Source organism: Streptomyces flaveolus (genome assembly GCF_044765825.1).
Lineage (GTDB): Bacteria > Actinomycetota > Actinomycetes > Streptomycetales > Streptomycetaceae > Streptomyces > Streptomyces flaveolus.
In genome coordinates this window covers 477,159-492,041 of the sequence record NZ_JBIWKU010000006.1, presented here as the reverse complement: position 1 = coordinate 492,041, position 14,883 = coordinate 477,159, and the positions used below count along the sequence as shown (strand labels likewise).

The window sequence follows — 14,883 nt, the reverse complement described above, 5'->3', positions numbered from 1 at the left end:
CCATGAGTGGGCGCGGTGAGAACTCATGCGTCCACGGGGGGACTTGGTGCCGGAGCGCGGACCGTCGCTGGGCGGCAGAATGGCGGCGCGGTGGAGTCGTGCCGAGCCGGCGGTGACCAGGGTGCTGCTGCTGGCCGTCTTCTGCGTCGGCCTCGTGGCCCAGTTCGTCAAGCCGGTGGGCGACGCCCTGCAGGGCAAGACCTACATCGGCGGAGCACTGCTCAGCATCGTGGGCTACGTGCTCTACGCGGAGGTGCTGCGGCTGAACACGGCGCACGACGCGCAGCGGGAGCAGACGCGGCGACTGGACGAGACGGTCCGGCGGCTGGGCGAGGAAGTCCGGGACCTGACGGCGCGGCTGCGGCCGCAGTCGGGCGAGCACGCCACGACGGACCAGTTGGTGCGGGAGTGCGCCGAGGCGCTCCGGCGCGGCGGCGACGTCCGGCTCTGGGGGATGTGCTTCACCGGGGAGACCTTCGCCGACCCGATGAGGAGGGTGCTGGAGGATCTCCCTCCGGACCCGTCGCGGTCGGTGGACGTCCGCATCCTGGTACCGGACTTCACACGGCCGATGGAGGTTCCCGGCCTGGTGCGGGACGCGGACGGCAAGCTGGCGGACGCCCCCGGATTCCGCCGGTACCTGGTCGGGAAGATCGCGGGGTACGAGCGCGACCTGCGGATGATGCGCGGCCGGATGCTCCGCAGGGGACAGGGCGCGCTGTCGGTCGAGTTCCGGGTGGTGCACATGTCGCCGTCGCTGAAGCTCTACGTCATCGACGACGACGTGGTGTTCGAGGGGATCTACGACAAGATCGACCTGAGGCCGGACGAGTACCGGTCCCTGGTCCCGGCCCCGTCGCGGTCGCACGACGACGACCAGCTGCTCGACCTCATCGGGCACGGCTCGCTGCTGACCCGCTGGTGCCGGGACGACAGCGAGCGGGGGCGGGACGTGGTCGCTCGCAGGCGGGCGTTCTTCGGTGTCCTGTGGGACGCGGCGAGTGCCCTGGAGCCGCTCTCCGCGGCCGACGGGAGCGGCGCGTAGACCCGCGCCACGAGCGTGACCGGCCTGCGTGAGCGCAGGAGACCGCCGGGCGGTGTCCCGGCCGGACGTGGCGCACGCGCGGCGGCTGCCGCTCTGAAGGACAGGTCCGAAAGCCATGGACGCGCCCCGCACCGGATTCGCTAGCATGTCCGAACTTGCGGTGATCGCCCATCACTCGTTCGTGTTTCCTTAACCGCCTGTTCCTCACAAATCGGCCGAAAATTGATATCTGCAGCGTCGCGCCTGTTGTCGCGAATAAGCGTCAGAAGCACGTTCACCGCGTGGCGTCGGCCACGGGTGATGCTGTGGACCACGGCGGGTGTGGCGGTCCTCGGGTTCCTCGTCGCACTGGAGATCGCCGCGCGCCACTACGGCGAGCCGGGACCGATCACCAACCAGGCGCGTGAGGTGGTCTTCGCTCCCGCCTCCGGGCCGCTGTTGTACGCCAGCATGGCGTTGATGATGGTGGTGCTCACCTGGCGGCAGCGGTTCGTCGCGGCCGGCGTCGCGGTCGGCATCGACGTCGTCTTCGCCCTGGTGCGGTGGGCGGCCGGTGCCGAGATGAACTTCGGCAACGGCGCGCTGTGGGTGATCCTGGGCGGCGCGGTGGTCGCCGTCACGCGCCGCACCGGGCCGGAACGCGTCCTGCTGCTGAAGGGCGTCGGGCTGGGGCTGTTGCTGGTGGCCGGCCGCAAGACCGGCGACGCCTGGCTGCTCATCACGTCGAAGACCCGCCCGACGGTGCTCGACCAGTACCTGGCGAGCGCCGACCACGCGCTGGGCAACCCGTCGTGGGTGGCCGGCCGGATCGTCGGGGCCACCGGCTCGGTCGGCCACCGGATCCTCGACTTCGTCTACGTCATGCTCCCCGTGGCCGCGGTCGTGATCGCCGTGTGGCAACTGCGCAAGGTGGCGGCCGAGCGCCGCTTCCCGCGCCACCACCTGGTGCGCACCTTCCTGGCCGTCGGCCTGCTCGGGCCGGCTGTCTACATGGTCTTCCCGGTGGTCGGGCCGATCTTCGCCTACGGCGACGGCGCCTGGGGCACCGGTGGCGGGCCATGGGCGGTGGCCCACCTGTGGCCGCACACGCTGCCGCCGGCCGGCGCCCCGCAGGACATGCCGTACGACGCCTTTACCCCGCGCAACTGCATGCCCAGCCTGCACACGGCATGGGCCGTCGTGATCTTCATCCACTCCCGCACCGGCCCCCGCGTCCTGCGCTGGGCGGGCGCGGTCTGGCTGGTCGCCACGCTCACCGCGACGCTGGGCTTCGGCTACCACTACGGCGTGGACCTGGTGGCCGGCGTGGTGTTCGCGTGCACGGTCGAGGCGGGGCTGCGCACGTTCGACCGCGGTCTGGACTGGCCGGGCATCCGGCTGGTCGCCTACGGCGCGACGGTGTTCGCCGCGCTGCTCGTCTCGTACCGCTACCTGCCCGTGGAGATGGCCGCGCACCCGTGGGTGGCCGGTCCGCTTCTGCTGCTGGCGATGGCCTCGGTGGTGTACGGGTACACGCGGACCACCGGGCTGTGGGACCCCGAGGCGGTGCCGGTACCGGCACCGCAGGCGCGTCCCCAGCCCGAACTGGTGTGAGCCCGGCGGCGCCGGGCAGGCGCACTCTTGCAAGCGGCTGCTTGCAATAGTTAGCACGCTGGTGCATGGTGGAGTCATGGCTTCGCTCAACGTCGGCAATCTCGGTGAGTACCTGCGCGAGCAGCGGCGCAACGCGCAGCTGTCGCTGCGGCAGCTCGCCGATGCCGCCGGGGTGTCGAATCCGTACCTGAGCCAGATCGAGCGCGGGCTGCGCAAGCCGAGCGCGGAGGTGCTCCAGCAGGTCGCCAAGGCGCTGCGGATCTCCGCCGAGACGCTGTATGTCCGTGCCGGGATTCTTGACGCGGAACGGGACCGGGACGAGGTGGAGACGCGTGCGGTCGTCCTCGCCGATCCCACGCTGAACGAGCGGCAGAAGCAGGTGCTGCTCCAGATCTACGACTCCTTCCGCAAGGAGAACGGGTTCGGTACGGACGACGTCGCGGGCGAAGTCGCCGACGACGCCCCCGAGGGCGGCCTCGGCGGTGGCGGCTCCATACCCGGCCGCCGCCTCCGTACGAGCGGCGGCAGCGACGCCGACCCGCAGCAGACGGCCGGATGAGCAGGAGCGAGCAGCCGGCCGGCCGGGCGCGGGACCACCAACCCACCCTCAGCCGAACGCATTCCGGGAGGACCAGCACCATGGCCATCACCGACGACCTGCGCAAGACCCTCAGCGACCCCACCCCGCTCTACTTCGCCGCCGGCACCGCCGACCTCGCCTTCCAGCAGGCCAAGAAGGTGCCGGTGCTGGTGGAGCAGCTGCGCACCGAGGCGCCGGCCCGTATCGAGGCCGTGCGCAACACCGACCCGAAGGCCGTCCAGGAGAAGGCGACGGCCCGCGTCAAGGAGACGCAGGGCACCCTGCAGACCAAGGTCAACGAGCTCCTCGGGTCCCTCGACGCCGACTTCAAGAAGCTCGGCGAGACCGCCCAGGACCTCGCGCTGCGCGGTGTCGGCGTCGCCGCCGAGTACGCCGTCAAGGCCCGGGAGACCTACGAGAAGGTCGCCGAGCACGGCGAGCAGGCCGTGCGCACCTGGCGCGGCCAGGCCGCCGACGGCATCGAGGACCTCGCCGAGGGCGTGGAGGAGGTGGCCGTGGCCGTCGAGCCGAAGCCCGCACCCGTCACGGTCACGGAGGACAAGCCGGCCGCGGAGAAGAAGACCCCGGCGGCCGCCCGCAAGGCTCCGGTGAAGAAGCCCACCCCCACCCCCACCCCCACCACCGTCGCCAAGAAGACGACGCCGCCCGCCAAGTAGGAGAGCGGAAGCACATGCGGGCCGGGCACCCTTGGGGTGTCCGGCCCGTTCTCCGGGTACGGTGACCGCGTAATGACGACCCGAGTCTGGTGGTGGACGTTGTGCTGATGCAGGGGTTCGCAGGCTTCATGTGGCTGCTGAGCACCGCCCTGATCGTTTTCAGCGGCTTCGCGTTGATCGACGCGGCCACGCGCCGGGAGGACGCCTACCGCGCGGCCGACAAGAAGACCAAGCCGTTCTGGCTGATCATCCTCGGACTCGCGTTCGTGGTGAACCTGCTCTTCCCGATCCTGTCGTTCCTGCCGATCATCGGTCTCGTCGCGACGATCGTGTACATGGTCGACGTACGGCCCGTGCTGCGCGGCCTGCCGGGCGGCGGCCGCAACAGCCGCCGCGGCTCCAGCAGCGACGGCCCGTACGGACCGTACAACGGCGGACGCTGACCCCCGCGCCGCCCTGCGGGGCGGTCAGGGAGTCCGGTCCAGCAGCAGGACGGCCACGTCGTCCGTCAGCTCGCCGCCGTTGAGGTCGCGGACCTCGTTCACGGCCGTCCGGATCAGCTCCTCGCCGCGCAGGCCGTCGGCGAAGCGGCGGCGGACCAACTCCACCATGCCGTCCTGGCCGAGCCGCTCGCGGCCCTCGCCGATGTGGCCCTCGATCAGGCCGTCGGTGTAGAGCATCAGGCTCCACTCGGCGCCCAGCTCCACCTGCATGCGCGGCCAGCGGGCACCCGGCAGCAGTCCGAGCGCCGGGCCGTTGTTGTCGTACGGCAGCAGACGGGCGGGCATCCCGGGGTCGGCGATCAGCGGCGCCGGGTGTCCGGCCAGGCACAGGCCCGCGCGGCGCCCGTCCGGCGCGATGTCCACGGTGCACAGCGTCGCGAAGATCTCGTCGTCGGAGCGCTCGTGCTCCAGCACCTGCTGCAGCGTGCCGAGCAGCTGGTCCCCGCACAGTCCCGCCAGGGTCAGCGCACGCCAGGCGATCCGCAGCTCCACGCCGAGCGCCGCCTCGTCCGGGCCGTGCCCGCAGACGTCGCCGATCATGGCGTGCACGGTGCCGTCCGGGGTGCGGACCACGTCGTAGAAGTCGCCGCCGAGCAGGGCGCGCGAACGGCCCGGACGGTAGCGGGCGGCGAACCGCAGCGGGGAGCCCTCCAGGAGCGGGGTCGGCAGCAGACCGCGCTCCAGGCGCGCGTTCTCCTGCGCGCGCAGCCGGCCCTCGGCCAGACGCCGCTCCGCCGAGTCGGACCGCTTGCGCTCGACGGCGTAGCGGATGGCCCGGCTCAGCAGCCGGCCGTCCAGCTCGTCGCGGAACAGGTAGTCCTGCGCGCCGACCGCCACCGCCTCCGCGCCGCGCTCGGCGTCGCTGGAGGAGGTGAGCGCGAGCACCGCGTGCCGGGGCGCCAGCTCCAGTACGTGCTTGAGCACCGCCAGCTCGTCGTCGCCCTCGCCGTCGCCCGCCCGCGCCGGGGCGGACAGGGCGAGGTCCAGCAGGATGCAGTGGACGTCGTCGGTCAGCAGCCGCTCGGCCTCGGTGAGGTTGCGGGCGGTGCGGACGCGGATCGGCTTGCCGGCCTGGTCGAGCAGGTCCGGCACGATCGGCGAGCCGGCCGGATCGTCCTCGATCAGCAGCAGCGTCAGGTTCGTGGGAGGGGTGCTCTCTCGCTGGTCCGTGGTCTTCTCGCGCTTCTCCGTCGGGGTCTCTCGCTGACTGGTGGGGTTCTCGGCCGGGTTCGTCCCGAGCGGGGCCTGCTCCTGGGAACGGCCGCTCCGCGGGGACGCGGCGGGCGCCTGACCACACTCCACGGCCGGGATCGCCCTCTGCCGCGGTACGGGTACGGGCATCGTCTGGGTTCCTTCCCTCCCCCCGAGGGCATGGCGGGGCGAGGGACCTCGACCCACCGACGGGGACCATAGCGGGTGACGGCGCCGCTGCGGAATGGTCCACAACACGTCGGACGGCCATCGGCCACTGTCATATGCCGCGATCCGTACCGCAGTTGGACACGTCGACCGCGGCACGGGGATGACGAACGTCACGCGGGGCGGGCGTCCGGCGTGGACTGGGTCACGTGGGCGGCGTCACGCCCGGGGCACGGACCGAGTGGCCCGCGTCACCGCGGGGGCGCGGTCGCCGTGTCCGGCCGCACCACGCCGAGGATCGGCATCGTGCCCGCCCCCGTGATCGTCACCGTGCGCCCGGGACGCGGGGCGTGGACGACCTTGCCGTCACCGACGTACATCCCGACGTGGCTGGCGTCGTCGAAGTAGATGATCAGGTCGCCGGGGCGCATGTCCTTGATGTCGACGTGCCTCAGCTGCTGCCACTGCTGCTGCGAGGTGCGCGGGATCGTCTGCCCGGCCGCCACCCACGCCTGTGAGGTCAGGCCGGAGCAGTCGTACGCGTCCGGGCCCTCGGCGCCCCACTGGTACGGCTTGCCGAGCTGGGCGGTGGCGTACTCCACGGCCTTCCTGCCCTGCTCGGTCGCGGAGGCGTCGAGGTCCTTGACGACGCCGGAGCCGAGCCAGGCGGCCTGGGCCTTCTCCTGGGCCAGCCGTTCCAGCCGGGCGAGGCGCTCCTTCTCCTCCTGCTCCAGCTCGGACTCGAGCTTCTCGGCCGCCGCGATCTGCTCCTCGATCTTCTTCTGGGCCTTGGCCTTGGCCTTGCGGTTGCCCTCCAGCTTCCTCCACTGGGCGGAGGCGTCCGCCTGGTAGGCCTTCAGGTCCTCCTGGGTGCGGGCCATCTCGCCGAGCAGGCCCTTGGTGGCGCGCTGGCCCTGCATCACCCGGCCGGTGCTGTCGAGGAACTCCTCGGGGTCCTCGCTCAGGATCAGCTTGGCCTCGTCGGACAGCCCGCCGGTGCGGTACTGGGCGCGGGCCGCGGCACCCGCCCGGTCCTTGAGGCGGTCCAGCTCCTCCTGGCCCTCGACGATCTTCTTGGCCAGAGCGACGATCTCGGCGGACTGCTGCTGCGCCTTCTCCTCGGCGGCGTTGTACTCGTCCGTGGCCGAGGCCGCCGCGCGGTAGAGCTTGTCGAGCTTCTTGCGCACGGCCTCCAGATCCTTGCCGGGAGCCGCCGTGGGCGGTGCCGTCGAGGAGGCCGTCGGTGACGGGGTGGGGCCTGGGGCCGCGAACGCCGTGCCCGGGGCGGCCAGCACGGTGACCGCGCAGACCACGGTCACGGCGGCAGTCGTCAAGCCACGCTTCCCCGTACGCATACCTCGCCCCCACAACTGATTTACCGTCAGTAACTTCGGTCGTTCGAGGGATCGTGCCATGCCGGCGCGGAAAGCGACAGAGGGGCTGCTTCCGGGGCTTGTGGAGGGCTTCCCCCCGCTTGCCACGGCTTTGCCGCAGCTTCTCCCGCTGTTTCTCCGCCCGTATCTCCCGCTGTTTCCCGCCCGCTTCGCCACCGCTTCCCTCCCGCTTCCCTCCGTCTTCCCCCGCTGTGCCGGCGCGGCGTTTCCCGTGCTGTGTGACGAACACCTCACGGAGATCGTTCCCGTGTCGCGGCTGCCGCTCAGCCGCGCGGGGCCAACGCTTCCCAGCGCACCGTCACTTCGCCCTGCCGCCACCGCACCGGACCGTCACTCACCGGCCAGTCGGCGCCCAGGTCCCGCACCGCCCGCATCCAGCGCTGGCGGGCCCCGTAGGCGGCGTAGGGCGCGGCAGCGGCCCAGGCGCGGTCGAAGTCGCGCAGGAAGGCGTGCACCGGCTCGCCGGGGACGTTGCGGTGGATGAGCGCCTTGGGCAGCCGTTCGGCCAGGTCGGAGGGGCGGTCCAGCGAGCCGAGCCGGGTGGCGAAGGTGACCGTGCGCGGCCCCTCCGGTCCGAGTGCGACCCACACGTGCCGCCGCCCGATCTCGTCACAGGTGCCCTCGACCAGGAGTCCGCCGCGGGAGTGCGGTGACGCCGGCGCGAGCCGCGCGCACAGCCGCTGCCAGACGGCGGCGACCTCGTCCTCGTCGTACTGGCGCAGCACGTTCGCCGCGCGGATCAGCGACGGGGGCCGGGGGACGGGGACCTCGAAGCCGCCGTGCCGGAAGACGAGCCCCTCGCGCGCGTACGGCTCGGCCGCCGCCACCCGCGCCGGGTCGATCTCGACGCCCACCACGCGCGTGCGCGGCGCGACGGTGCGCAGGCGGTGCAGCAGCTCCACGGCGGTCCAGGGGGCCGCGCCGTAGCCGAGGTCGACGGCGACGGGGTCGGCGGCGCGGCGCAGTTCGGCACCGTGCGCGGCCGCGATCCAGCGGTCCATGCGGCGCAGCCGGTTCGGGTTCGTCGTCCCGCGCGTGACCGTCCCTACGGGGCGGGGGGTGGCGCGGGCTGTCATGCGTACGAGGGTATGCGGCCGCTCCCGGCCGAGCCGGGTCGGGGACGCGCGCTTGACGGCTAACGTCGTTAGCCCTACGGTGGAGCTAACGACGTTAGCCTACGTCGTCCCGCCCGGCAGGAGGGGAACGAACCCATGAGCACGGTCACCGCCACCCCACGTCCTTGGCGCGCACTCGCCGTCGCCCGACGCACCGCCTGGCTGCTGGGCGCGCTGTTCTGGTCCGCGTTCGCCGTCCTGGAGGCCGTGAACCACGGCTGGACCGCGGGACTCCTGGCGTTCGCCTTCTTCCTGGCGCCCGACCTGACCTTCCTGGCGGGCCTGTCCGACGCGCCCCGCATGGAGAGGGGGCAGCTGCCGCCCCGCGCGGTGCCGTACTACAACGCCGCCCACCGCGCCCTGATCCCGCTCGCGCTCGTCGTGATCTCCACCGTGACGCCGCTGACCTGGGCACCCGCGTTCGCCGCGCTGTGCGGGTGGCTCGCCCACATCTCGTACGATCGCGCCTTCGGCTACGGACTGCGTACGAAGGAGGGCTTCCAGCGTGGCTGACCGCCTGTCCCCCCGGGCCCGTGAGATCGCCGCGGCGGCACGCGCCCTCCTGGAGGAGTCCGGGCCCGCCGCGCTCACCCTGCGGGCGCTCGCCGACCGCATCGGCATCAAGGCCCCCTCCCTCTACAAGCACTTCCCGGACAAGAAGGCCGTCGAGGTCGAACTGGTCGCACAGTTCCTCGCCGAGGCCGCCGAAGCGATGGAGACCGCCGTGGCGCGGGAGCCCGGCTCGCCGATGGCGCTGGCGCGGGCGTACCGGGCCTACGCGCTCGCGCACCCCCACCTGTACTGCCTGGCCAACGAACGCCCCCTGCCCCGCGAGTCCCTCCCGGCCGGCCTGGAGGACCGGGCCGCCGCACCCGTACTGCAGGCCTGCGCGGGGGACGGGGACCTGGCGCGCTCGGTCTGGGCGTTCGCGCACGGGATGGTGATCCTCGAGATCCACGGCCGGTTTCCCGCGGAGGCGGACCTGGCGGAGGCGTGGAGGAAGGGCATGGAGGCCCTCGTGCGCGCCGTGTCATCGAACGGTTGAGCGACAAGCGGTAATGATTCGGTAAAGGGCGGCGAACCGGAAATGGAGCACCGTCATCCGGTGTTCCCCCTCCTTGGAGGGCGGCGCCTGTCCTCCGACCGGCATGCCCGCAGCGAGGAGGAACGGCTCGTGAGCCAGTACGTCAGCAGGCTCGGGCGTCGCTCACCGGCGGCCTCCACGCGGCTGCGGCTGCATCGCAGGCCCCGCCGCGTCGCCATGCTCTCCGTGCACACCTCACCGCTCCACCAGCCCGGCACCGGCGACGCCGGCGGCATGAACGTCTACATCGTGGAGCTCGCGCAGCGCTTGGCCGCGATCAACATCGAGGTCGAGATCTTCACGCGCGCGACCACCGCCGCTCTCCCGCCCACCGTCGAACTGTCCCCCGGCGTCCTCGTCCGGCACGTCGACGCCGGCCCCTACGAGGGGCTCGCCAAGGAGGACCTGCCGGCCCAGCTGTGCGCCTTCACCCACGGAGTGATGCAGGCCTGGGCCGGACACCGCCCCGGCTACTACGACCTCGTGCACTCCCACTACTGGCTCTCCGGCCACGTCGGCTGGCTCGCCGCCCAGCGCTGGGGCGCCCCCCTGGTGCACGCCATGCACACCATGGCCAAGGTCAAGAACGCCAACCTGGCCGACGGCGACACCCCGGAACCGGCCGCCCGCGTCATCGGCGAGACCCAGATCGTCGCCGCCTCCGACCGGCTGATCGCCAACACGGCCGAGGAGGCCGACGAACTCGTCCGGCACTACGCCGCCGACCCGGCCAAGGTCGCCGTCGTCCACCCGGGCGTCAACCTCGACCGGTTCCGCCCCGCCGACGGCCGCGCCGCCGCCCGCGCCCGCCTCGGCCTGCCGCAGGACGCCCTGATCCCGCTCTTCGCCGGCCGCATACAGCCCCTGAAGGCCCCCGACGTCCTGCTGCGCGCCGTCGCCGTCCTCCTCGACGAACGCCCCGAGCTGCGCTCCCGCATCGTCGTCCCCGTCGTCGGCGGGCCCAGCGGCAGCGGCCTCGCCAAGCCGGAGGGCCTGCAGAAACTCGCCGCGCGGCTCGGCATCGCCGACGTCGTACGGTTCCGCCCGCCGGTCGGGCAGGAACAGCTCGCCGACTGGTTCCGGGCCGCGTCCGTACTGGTCATGCCGTCCTACAGCGAGTCCTTCGGCCTGGTCGCCATCGAGGCCCAGGCGGCCGGTACGCCCGTGCTCGCCGCAGCGGTCGGCGGCCTCCCGGTCGCCGTGCGCGACGGGCACACCGGCCGGCTCGTCCAGGGCCACGAACCCGCCGCCTACGCGCGCGTGCTGCGCGACTTCGCCGACCAGCCGGACCTCGTGTCCCGCATGGGCGACGCCGCCGCCCGGCACGCCCAGTCCTTCGGCTGGGACAGCGCCGCCGCGGCGACGGCCGACGTCTACACGGCCGCGGCCCAGTCCCACCGCCGTCGCGTACGCTCCCACCATGGCTGAGGGACAGAAGGCAGCGCAGATCCTCGAGGGCGCCCTGAAGAACGCCGAGCTGGAGTGGGAGAGCCCCGAGCCCGGCAACTACGTCGTGAAGCTCCCCGGCACCCGCAAACTGTCGACCACGGTCTCCTTCCTCCTGGGCCGGCACTCCCTCTCCCTGAACGCCTTCGTCGTCCGCCACCCCGACGAGAACGAACCGGCCGTCCACCGCTGGCTGCTGGAGCGCAACCTCAAGCTGTACGGGGTGAGTTACGCCGTCGACCGCCTCGGCGACGTCTACGTCACCGCCAAGCTCCCGCTGTCCGCCGTCACCGCCGACGAGATCGACCGCCTCCTCGGGCAGGTCCTGGAGGCCGCCGACGGCGCCTTCAACACCCTGCTGGAGCTGGGCTTCGCGTCCGCCATCCGCAAGGAGTACGCGTGGCGCACCTCGCGCGGGGAGTCGACGCGGAACCTGGAGGCGTTCCAGCACCTGATCGAGCGCTCCGAGGACTGACGCCCCGTCAGCGCCGCTGCGCTCCGGTGCGGTAGCGCCCCGGCGTGACCCCCACCAGCCGCTTGAAGTGCCGGGTCAGATGGGCCTGGTCGTAGAACCCGGTCGCGCCCGCCACGTCGGCCGGCGCACGTCCCGCGAGCAGCAGCCGCCGGGCCAGATCCACCCGACGGGACATCAGGTACTGGTGCGGGGCGATCCCGTACGCCGTGCTGAACGCCCGCACCAGATGGGCCGGATGGGCGGACACCAGCCCGCCGGCCTCCTCCAGGCCGACGCCCTCGACGACCCGCTCGTCCAGCAACTCCCGCAGCCGGCGGGCGAGGACGGGGTCGGGGCGCGCGGAACCGGGCGCGCCCCGGGGCCGCAGGTGGGCGTGCAGCCGCTCCCCGATCAGCGTCAGCCTGCTCTCCGCCTCCAGCTCGTCACCGGGCCGGGCGAGCGCGGCATGCACCTGCCCGACCCGCCGCCGCAGCACCGGGTCACGCAGGTCGGGGGCGTCGACCGCGCGCCCGATCAGCTCCTCGCCGAGCCGGGAGGCGTCCAGGTACAGGACGCGCTTGCGGAAGCCGTCCGGGGTGGCGGGGGAGCCGTTGTGCGGCACGTGCGGCGGCAGCAGCGACACCGTGTCGTGCGGCGTGCCGTGCTCGTGCCGGTCCAGGTCGTAGCGCACCGCCCCGTCGTCCACGATGAGCAGCGTCCAGGCGTCGTGGACGTGCATCGGGTAGCTGTACTCGGTGTAGTGGGCGTGGAAGACCTCGACGACGCCCGGGACCCGGGGACGCCAGGCGGACACCTGCCGCTGGTCGGCCATGCAAAAAACGTACAAGACCGCGCCCCGCGCCGACCGGCAGTCTCACGGTATGAGCACGCACGACACCGAGAGCCCCGTCCGCTTCGACACCAAGATCGCCGTCCTGCTGCGCGAGGACCTGGAGACCTGGCAGCGCCTCAACGTCACCGCGTTCCTGGTCAGCGGCCTGGGCGCCCAGATCCCCGAGGTGATCGGCGAACCGTACGAGGACGCCGACGCGACCGCCTACCTGCCGATGTTCCGGCAGCCGGTGCTGGTCTTCGAGGGCACCAAGGAGACGCTGACCAACGCCCACGCGCGTGTGCTGTCCCGCGCCCTGCCCCGCGCGGTGTTCACCTCCGACCTCTTCACCACCGGCAACGACCGCGACAACCGGGCGGCGGTGAGGGCCGTGCCGACCGCGGAGCTGGACCTGGTCGGACTGGCGGTGTACGGCCCGAAGAACGCGGTGGACAAGGTGCTGAAGGGGGCGCGGATGCACCCGTGACGGGCGTCAGGCCGCGCTGACCTCGGGCTTCGCGACCAGGGACGTCTCGGAGGCCGTCGGCTCGTCCTGCGGCAGCCGCCGCATCAGCGCCCCGTAGCCCACGGCGGCCACCGTGCCGACGACCGCGCACATGCCCCACAGCCACTCGGCGCCCCAGTGGTCGATGACGAAGCCCGACATCAGCGGGGCGACCAGCGAGGCGACGGCCCAGGACATGGTGTACATGCCCTGGTAGCGCCCGCGCCCGCGCACGGGGGAGAGGCGCACGACCAGCCCCGTCTGCGTCGGCGCGTTGACGATCTCGGCCAGCGTCCACACGCACACGGTGAGGGCGAACACCCCGACCGACCCGGCGAAGGCGGTGAGCCCGAAGCCGTACCCGGCGAGCAGGGACGAGGCGACCAGCAGCCGCCGGGGGTCCCGGTGCTCGATGAACCGGGTGACCGGAATCTGCAGGACGACGATCAGCACGCCGTTGACGGCGATGGCCAGGCCGAAGTCCGCGGGCGTGAACCCGGCCTCGCCCATGGCGACCGGCAGGCCCAGGTAGCCCTGCTGGAAGATGAGGGCGACCAGGAAGGACAGCCCGACGACGCTCATGTAGCGCCCGTCGCGCAGGACGGTCATCAGGGAGACGGGGGGCTCGCCCGCCGGGCCGGCGTCCAGGGAGGTCTTCTCGGGCCGCGACTCGGGCAGCTTCACGAAGACGAGGACGGCGCAGACCAGGGTCATGCCCGCCTCGATCAGGAAGCCGGCCAGGTAGCTGAACTCGGCGATGAACCCGGCGCCCATGGAGGAGATGGCGAAGCCGAGGTTGATGGCCCAGTAGTTCAGCGAGAAGGCGCGGATCCGGTCCTCGGGCCGCACGATGTCCGCCATCATCGCCTGCACGGCCGGCCGGGAGGCGTTGCTCGCCATGCCGACCAGGAAGGCGACGGCCGCGATGGCGACCGGGTCCCGCATGAAGCCGAGCAGCGCGACGGACGCAGCGGTGGAGGTCTGCGCGACGAGCAGCGTGGGCCGCCGCCCGAGCCGGTCCGTCATCACCCCGGCGCCCAGCGAGGACACGACCCCGCCGAGCCCGTGCAGGGCGGCGACCAGACCGGCGTACGAGGCGGAGTAGCCGCGGTCGAGGGTCAGGTACAGCGCCATGAAGGTGGCGACGAAGGCGCCGAGCCGGTTGACCAGGGTGCTGGTCCACAGCCACCAGAACTCGCGCGGGAGCCCGGAGACGGACTCGCGCGCGGCATGTCTCAGCCCGGCGACGGACATGGGGACCCCCGATGGCATGTAAGCGGCTCAAGTAGTGAGCACAACTTACGAGGGGGAGGTCGCCGCAGGCCACTCGATTAACACTTCCCGTCAACCGTCCGCCCACCGGGCGCGGCGCGCGGTCGGTCAGGGGGGTCGATTACGCTCGGAGCCATGGCCGACGCACCGTACAAGCTGATCCTCCTCCGCCACGGCGAGAGCGAGTGGAACGAGAAGAACCTGTTCACCGGCTGGGTGGACGTCAACCTCACCCCGAAGGGCGAGAAGGAGGCGACGCGCGGCGGCGAGCTGCTCAAGGACGCCGGCCTGCTGCCCGACGTGGTCCACACGTCCGTCCAGAAGCGCGCGATCCGCACGGCCCAGCTCGCGCTGGAGGCCGCGGACCGTCACTGGATCCCCGTCCACCGCCACTGGCGTCTGAACGAGCGCCACTACGGCGCCCTCCAGGGCAAGGACAAGGCCCAGACCCTCGCCGAGTTCGGCGAGGAGCAGTTCATGCTGTGGCGCCGCTCCTACGACACCCCGCCGCCGCCGCTGGACCGCGACGCCGAGTACTCGCAGTTCTCCGACGCGCGCTACGCGATGCTCCCGCCGGAGCTGCGCCCGCAGACGGAGTGCCTGAAGGACGTCGTCGTCCGCATGCTGCCGTACTGGTTCGACAACATCGTCCCCGACCTCCTCACCGGCCGCACGGTCCTGGTCGCGGCGCACGGCAACTCGCTCCGCGCCCTGGTCAAGCACCTCGACGGCATCTCCGACGCCGACATCGCGGGCCTGAACATCCCGACGGGCATCCCGCTCTCCTACGAGCTGGACGCCGACTTCAAGCCGGTCAACCCGGGCGGCACGTACCTCGACCCGGACGCGGCGGCGGCGGCCATCGAGGCCGTGAAGAACCAGGGCAAGAAGAAGTAACGCGGCACGAACAGCCCCCGGCCTGCGTCCTTCCGGCAGGTCGGGGGCTTTTGCGCGGGCGGGACGGGACTCCCCGGACGTACGGGTCGGCGAGATCTGTACGCGGCGATCACCACCTGCGCTCACG

Annotated in this window: 16 protein-coding genes; 11 read left to right on the top strand and 5 right to left on the bottom strand. The window is 72.3% G+C overall.

From position 1 onward, the window contains the following. The first annotated feature begins 112 nt into the window (after positions 1-112). The 5 genes from ACIRG6_RS21280 (at position 113) to ACIRG6_RS21260 (ending at position 4,338) form a co-directional block, all read left to right on the top strand. Positions 113-1,045: an ATP/GTP-binding protein gene (locus ACIRG6_RS21280; RefSeq protein ID WP_403324043.1), complete on the top strand. Its 933-nt coding sequence runs from the start codon at positions 113-115 to the stop codon at positions 1,043-1,045. 300 nt (positions 1,046-1,345) lie between these two features. Then, positions 1,346-2,638, top strand: coding sequence for a phosphatase PAP2 family protein (locus tag ACIRG6_RS21275; protein ID WP_364674282.1), 1,293 nt, complete (start codon positions 1,346-1,348; stop codon positions 2,636-2,638). A gap of 76 nt (positions 2,639-2,714) precedes the next feature. Continuing rightward, a complete protein-coding gene (locus ACIRG6_RS21270) occupies positions 2,715-3,197 on the top strand; it encodes a helix-turn-helix domain-containing protein (RefSeq protein WP_364674279.1) in 483 nt (160 codons plus the stop codon). An 80-nt stretch (positions 3,198-3,277) separates the two neighbouring features. Further along, positions 3,278-3,895 carry a hypothetical protein gene (locus ACIRG6_RS21265; RefSeq protein WP_364674277.1) on the top strand — a complete coding sequence of 206 codons (618 nt, stop codon included), beginning with the start codon at positions 3,278-3,280 and terminating at the stop codon, positions 3,893-3,895. Positions 3,896-4,002: 107 nt separating this feature from the next. Next, positions 4,003-4,338: a DUF2516 family protein gene (locus tag ACIRG6_RS21260; RefSeq protein ID WP_189234018.1), complete on the top strand. Its 336-nt coding sequence runs from the start codon at positions 4,003-4,005 to the stop codon at positions 4,336-4,338. A 24-nt stretch (positions 4,339-4,362) separates the two neighbouring features. On the opposite strand, the gene ACIRG6_RS21255 is transcribed toward ACIRG6_RS21260, so the two are convergent. The 3 genes from ACIRG6_RS21255 to ACIRG6_RS21245 all read right to left on the bottom strand — a co-directional run bounded on the left by ACIRG6_RS21255 (position 4,363) and on the right by ACIRG6_RS21245 (position 8,227). Continuing rightward, positions 4,363-5,739, bottom strand: a complete 1,377-nt coding sequence (locus ACIRG6_RS21255; protein ID WP_403324039.1) for a PP2C family protein-serine/threonine phosphatase — start codon at positions 5,737-5,739, stop codon at positions 4,363-4,365. A 269-nt stretch (positions 5,740-6,008) separates the two neighbouring features. Beyond that, complete coding sequence (locus tag ACIRG6_RS21250; protein ID WP_403324036.1) at positions 6,009-7,112, bottom strand: NlpC/P60 family protein; 1,104 nt, start codon at positions 7,110-7,112, stop codon at positions 6,009-6,011. A 302-nt stretch (positions 7,113-7,414) separates the two neighbouring features. Continuing rightward, positions 7,415-8,227: a class I SAM-dependent methyltransferase gene (locus ACIRG6_RS21245; protein WP_364674272.1), complete on the bottom strand. Its 813-nt coding sequence runs from the start codon at positions 8,225-8,227 to the stop codon at positions 7,415-7,417. A 135-nt stretch (positions 8,228-8,362) separates the two neighbouring features. Here ACIRG6_RS21245 and ACIRG6_RS21240 point away from each other — a divergent pair, with 135 nt between their 5' ends. The 4 genes from ACIRG6_RS21240 to ACIRG6_RS21225 all read left to right on the top strand — a co-directional run bounded on the left by ACIRG6_RS21240 (position 8,363) and on the right by ACIRG6_RS21225 (position 11,271). Then, a complete protein-coding gene (locus ACIRG6_RS21240) occupies positions 8,363-8,779 on the top strand; it encodes a DUF4260 family protein (protein WP_364818017.1) in 417 nt (138 codons plus the stop codon). Beyond that, a complete protein-coding gene (locus ACIRG6_RS21235) occupies positions 8,772-9,311 on the top strand; it encodes a TetR/AcrR family transcriptional regulator (RefSeq protein WP_364674267.1) in 540 nt (179 codons plus the stop codon). The genes ACIRG6_RS21240 and ACIRG6_RS21235 overlap by 8 nt, the downstream gene beginning before the upstream one ends. Before the next feature lie 129 nt (positions 9,312-9,440). Then, the gene (gene mshA / locus ACIRG6_RS21230; RefSeq protein ID WP_239765789.1) at positions 9,441-10,778 is read left to right on the top strand and encodes a D-inositol-3-phosphate glycosyltransferase; all 1,338 of its coding nucleotides are present in this window, start codon (positions 9,441-9,443) and stop codon (positions 10,776-10,778) included. Next, the gene (locus ACIRG6_RS21225) at positions 10,771-11,271 is read left to right on the top strand and encodes a type III secretion system chaperone family protein (RefSeq protein ID WP_403324034.1); all 501 of its coding nucleotides are present in this window, start codon (positions 10,771-10,773) and stop codon (positions 11,269-11,271) included. Before mshA ends, ACIRG6_RS21225 begins: the two co-directional genes overlap by 8 nt. A gap of 7 nt (positions 11,272-11,278) precedes the next feature. Here ACIRG6_RS21225 and ACIRG6_RS21220 read toward each other — a convergent pair whose 3' ends face one another. Beyond that, the gene (locus ACIRG6_RS21220; RefSeq protein WP_364674262.1) at positions 11,279-12,082 is read right to left on the bottom strand and encodes an AraC family transcriptional regulator; all 804 of its coding nucleotides are present in this window, start codon (positions 12,080-12,082) and stop codon (positions 11,279-11,281) included. Between the two features lie 49 nt (positions 12,083-12,131). Here ACIRG6_RS21220 and ACIRG6_RS21215 point away from each other — a divergent pair, with 49 nt between their 5' ends. Then, on the top strand, positions 12,132-12,569 hold the full coding sequence (locus ACIRG6_RS21215; RefSeq protein ID WP_364674260.1) for a DUF2000 domain-containing protein: 438 nt from the start codon (positions 12,132-12,134) through the stop codon (positions 12,567-12,569). Between the two features lie 6 nt (positions 12,570-12,575). Here ACIRG6_RS21215 and ACIRG6_RS21210 read toward each other — a convergent pair whose 3' ends face one another. Further along, the gene (locus ACIRG6_RS21210; protein WP_403324033.1) at positions 12,576-13,841 is read right to left on the bottom strand and encodes an MDR family MFS transporter; all 1,266 of its coding nucleotides are present in this window, start codon (positions 13,839-13,841) and stop codon (positions 12,576-12,578) included. 153 nt (positions 13,842-13,994) lie between these two features. On the opposite strand from ACIRG6_RS21210, the gene ACIRG6_RS21205 reads away from it, so the two are divergent. Further along, entirely contained in the window at positions 13,995-14,756 is a 762-nt protein-coding gene (locus ACIRG6_RS21205; protein ID WP_189234029.1) for a phosphoglyceromutase, read from the top strand. Positions 14,757-14,883: the final 127 nt, after the last annotated feature.

Bases quoted from the DNA above. Each gene is read 5' to 3' on its own strand.
- ACIRG6_RS21275 (WP_364674282.1), top strand. From the start codon at position 1,346: ATGCTGTGGACCACGGCGGGTGTGGCGGTCCTCGGGTTCCTCGTCGCA.
- ACIRG6_RS21270 (WP_364674279.1), top strand. From the start codon at position 2,715: ATGGCTTCGCTCAACGTCGGCAATCTCGGTGAGTACCTGCGCGAGCAG.
- ACIRG6_RS21265 (WP_364674277.1), top strand. From the start codon at position 3,278: ATGGCCATCACCGACGACCTGCGCAAGACCCTCAGCGACCCCACCCCG.
- ACIRG6_RS21260 (WP_189234018.1), top strand. From the start codon at position 4,003: ATGCAGGGGTTCGCAGGCTTCATGTGGCTGCTGAGCACCGCCCTGATC.
- ACIRG6_RS21255 (WP_403324039.1), bottom strand. From the start codon at position 5,739: ATGCCCGTACCCGTACCGCGGCAGAGGGCGATCCCGGCCGTGGAGTGT.
- ACIRG6_RS21250 (WP_403324036.1), bottom strand. From the start codon at position 7,112: ATGCGTACGGGGAAGCGTGGCTTGACGACTGCCGCCGTGACCGTGGTC.
- ACIRG6_RS21245 (WP_364674272.1), bottom strand. From the start codon at position 8,227: ATGACAGCCCGCGCCACCCCCCGCCCCGTAGGGACGGTCACGCGCGGG.
- ACIRG6_RS21240 (WP_364818017.1), top strand. From the start codon at position 8,363: ATGAGCACGGTCACCGCCACCCCACGTCCTTGGCGCGCACTCGCCGTC.
- ACIRG6_RS21225 (WP_403324034.1), top strand. From the start codon at position 10,771: ATGGCTGAGGGACAGAAGGCAGCGCAGATCCTCGAGGGCGCCCTGAAG.
- ACIRG6_RS21220 (WP_364674262.1), bottom strand. From the start codon at position 12,082: ATGGCCGACCAGCGGCAGGTGTCCGCCTGGCGTCCCCGGGTCCCGGGC.
- ACIRG6_RS21215 (WP_364674260.1), top strand. From the start codon at position 12,132: ATGAGCACGCACGACACCGAGAGCCCCGTCCGCTTCGACACCAAGATC.
- ACIRG6_RS21210 (WP_403324033.1), bottom strand. From the start codon at position 13,841: ATGTCCGTCGCCGGGCTGAGACATGCCGCGCGCGAGTCCGTCTCCGGG.
- ACIRG6_RS21205 (WP_189234029.1), top strand. From the start codon at position 13,995: ATGGCCGACGCACCGTACAAGCTGATCCTCCTCCGCCACGGCGAGAGC.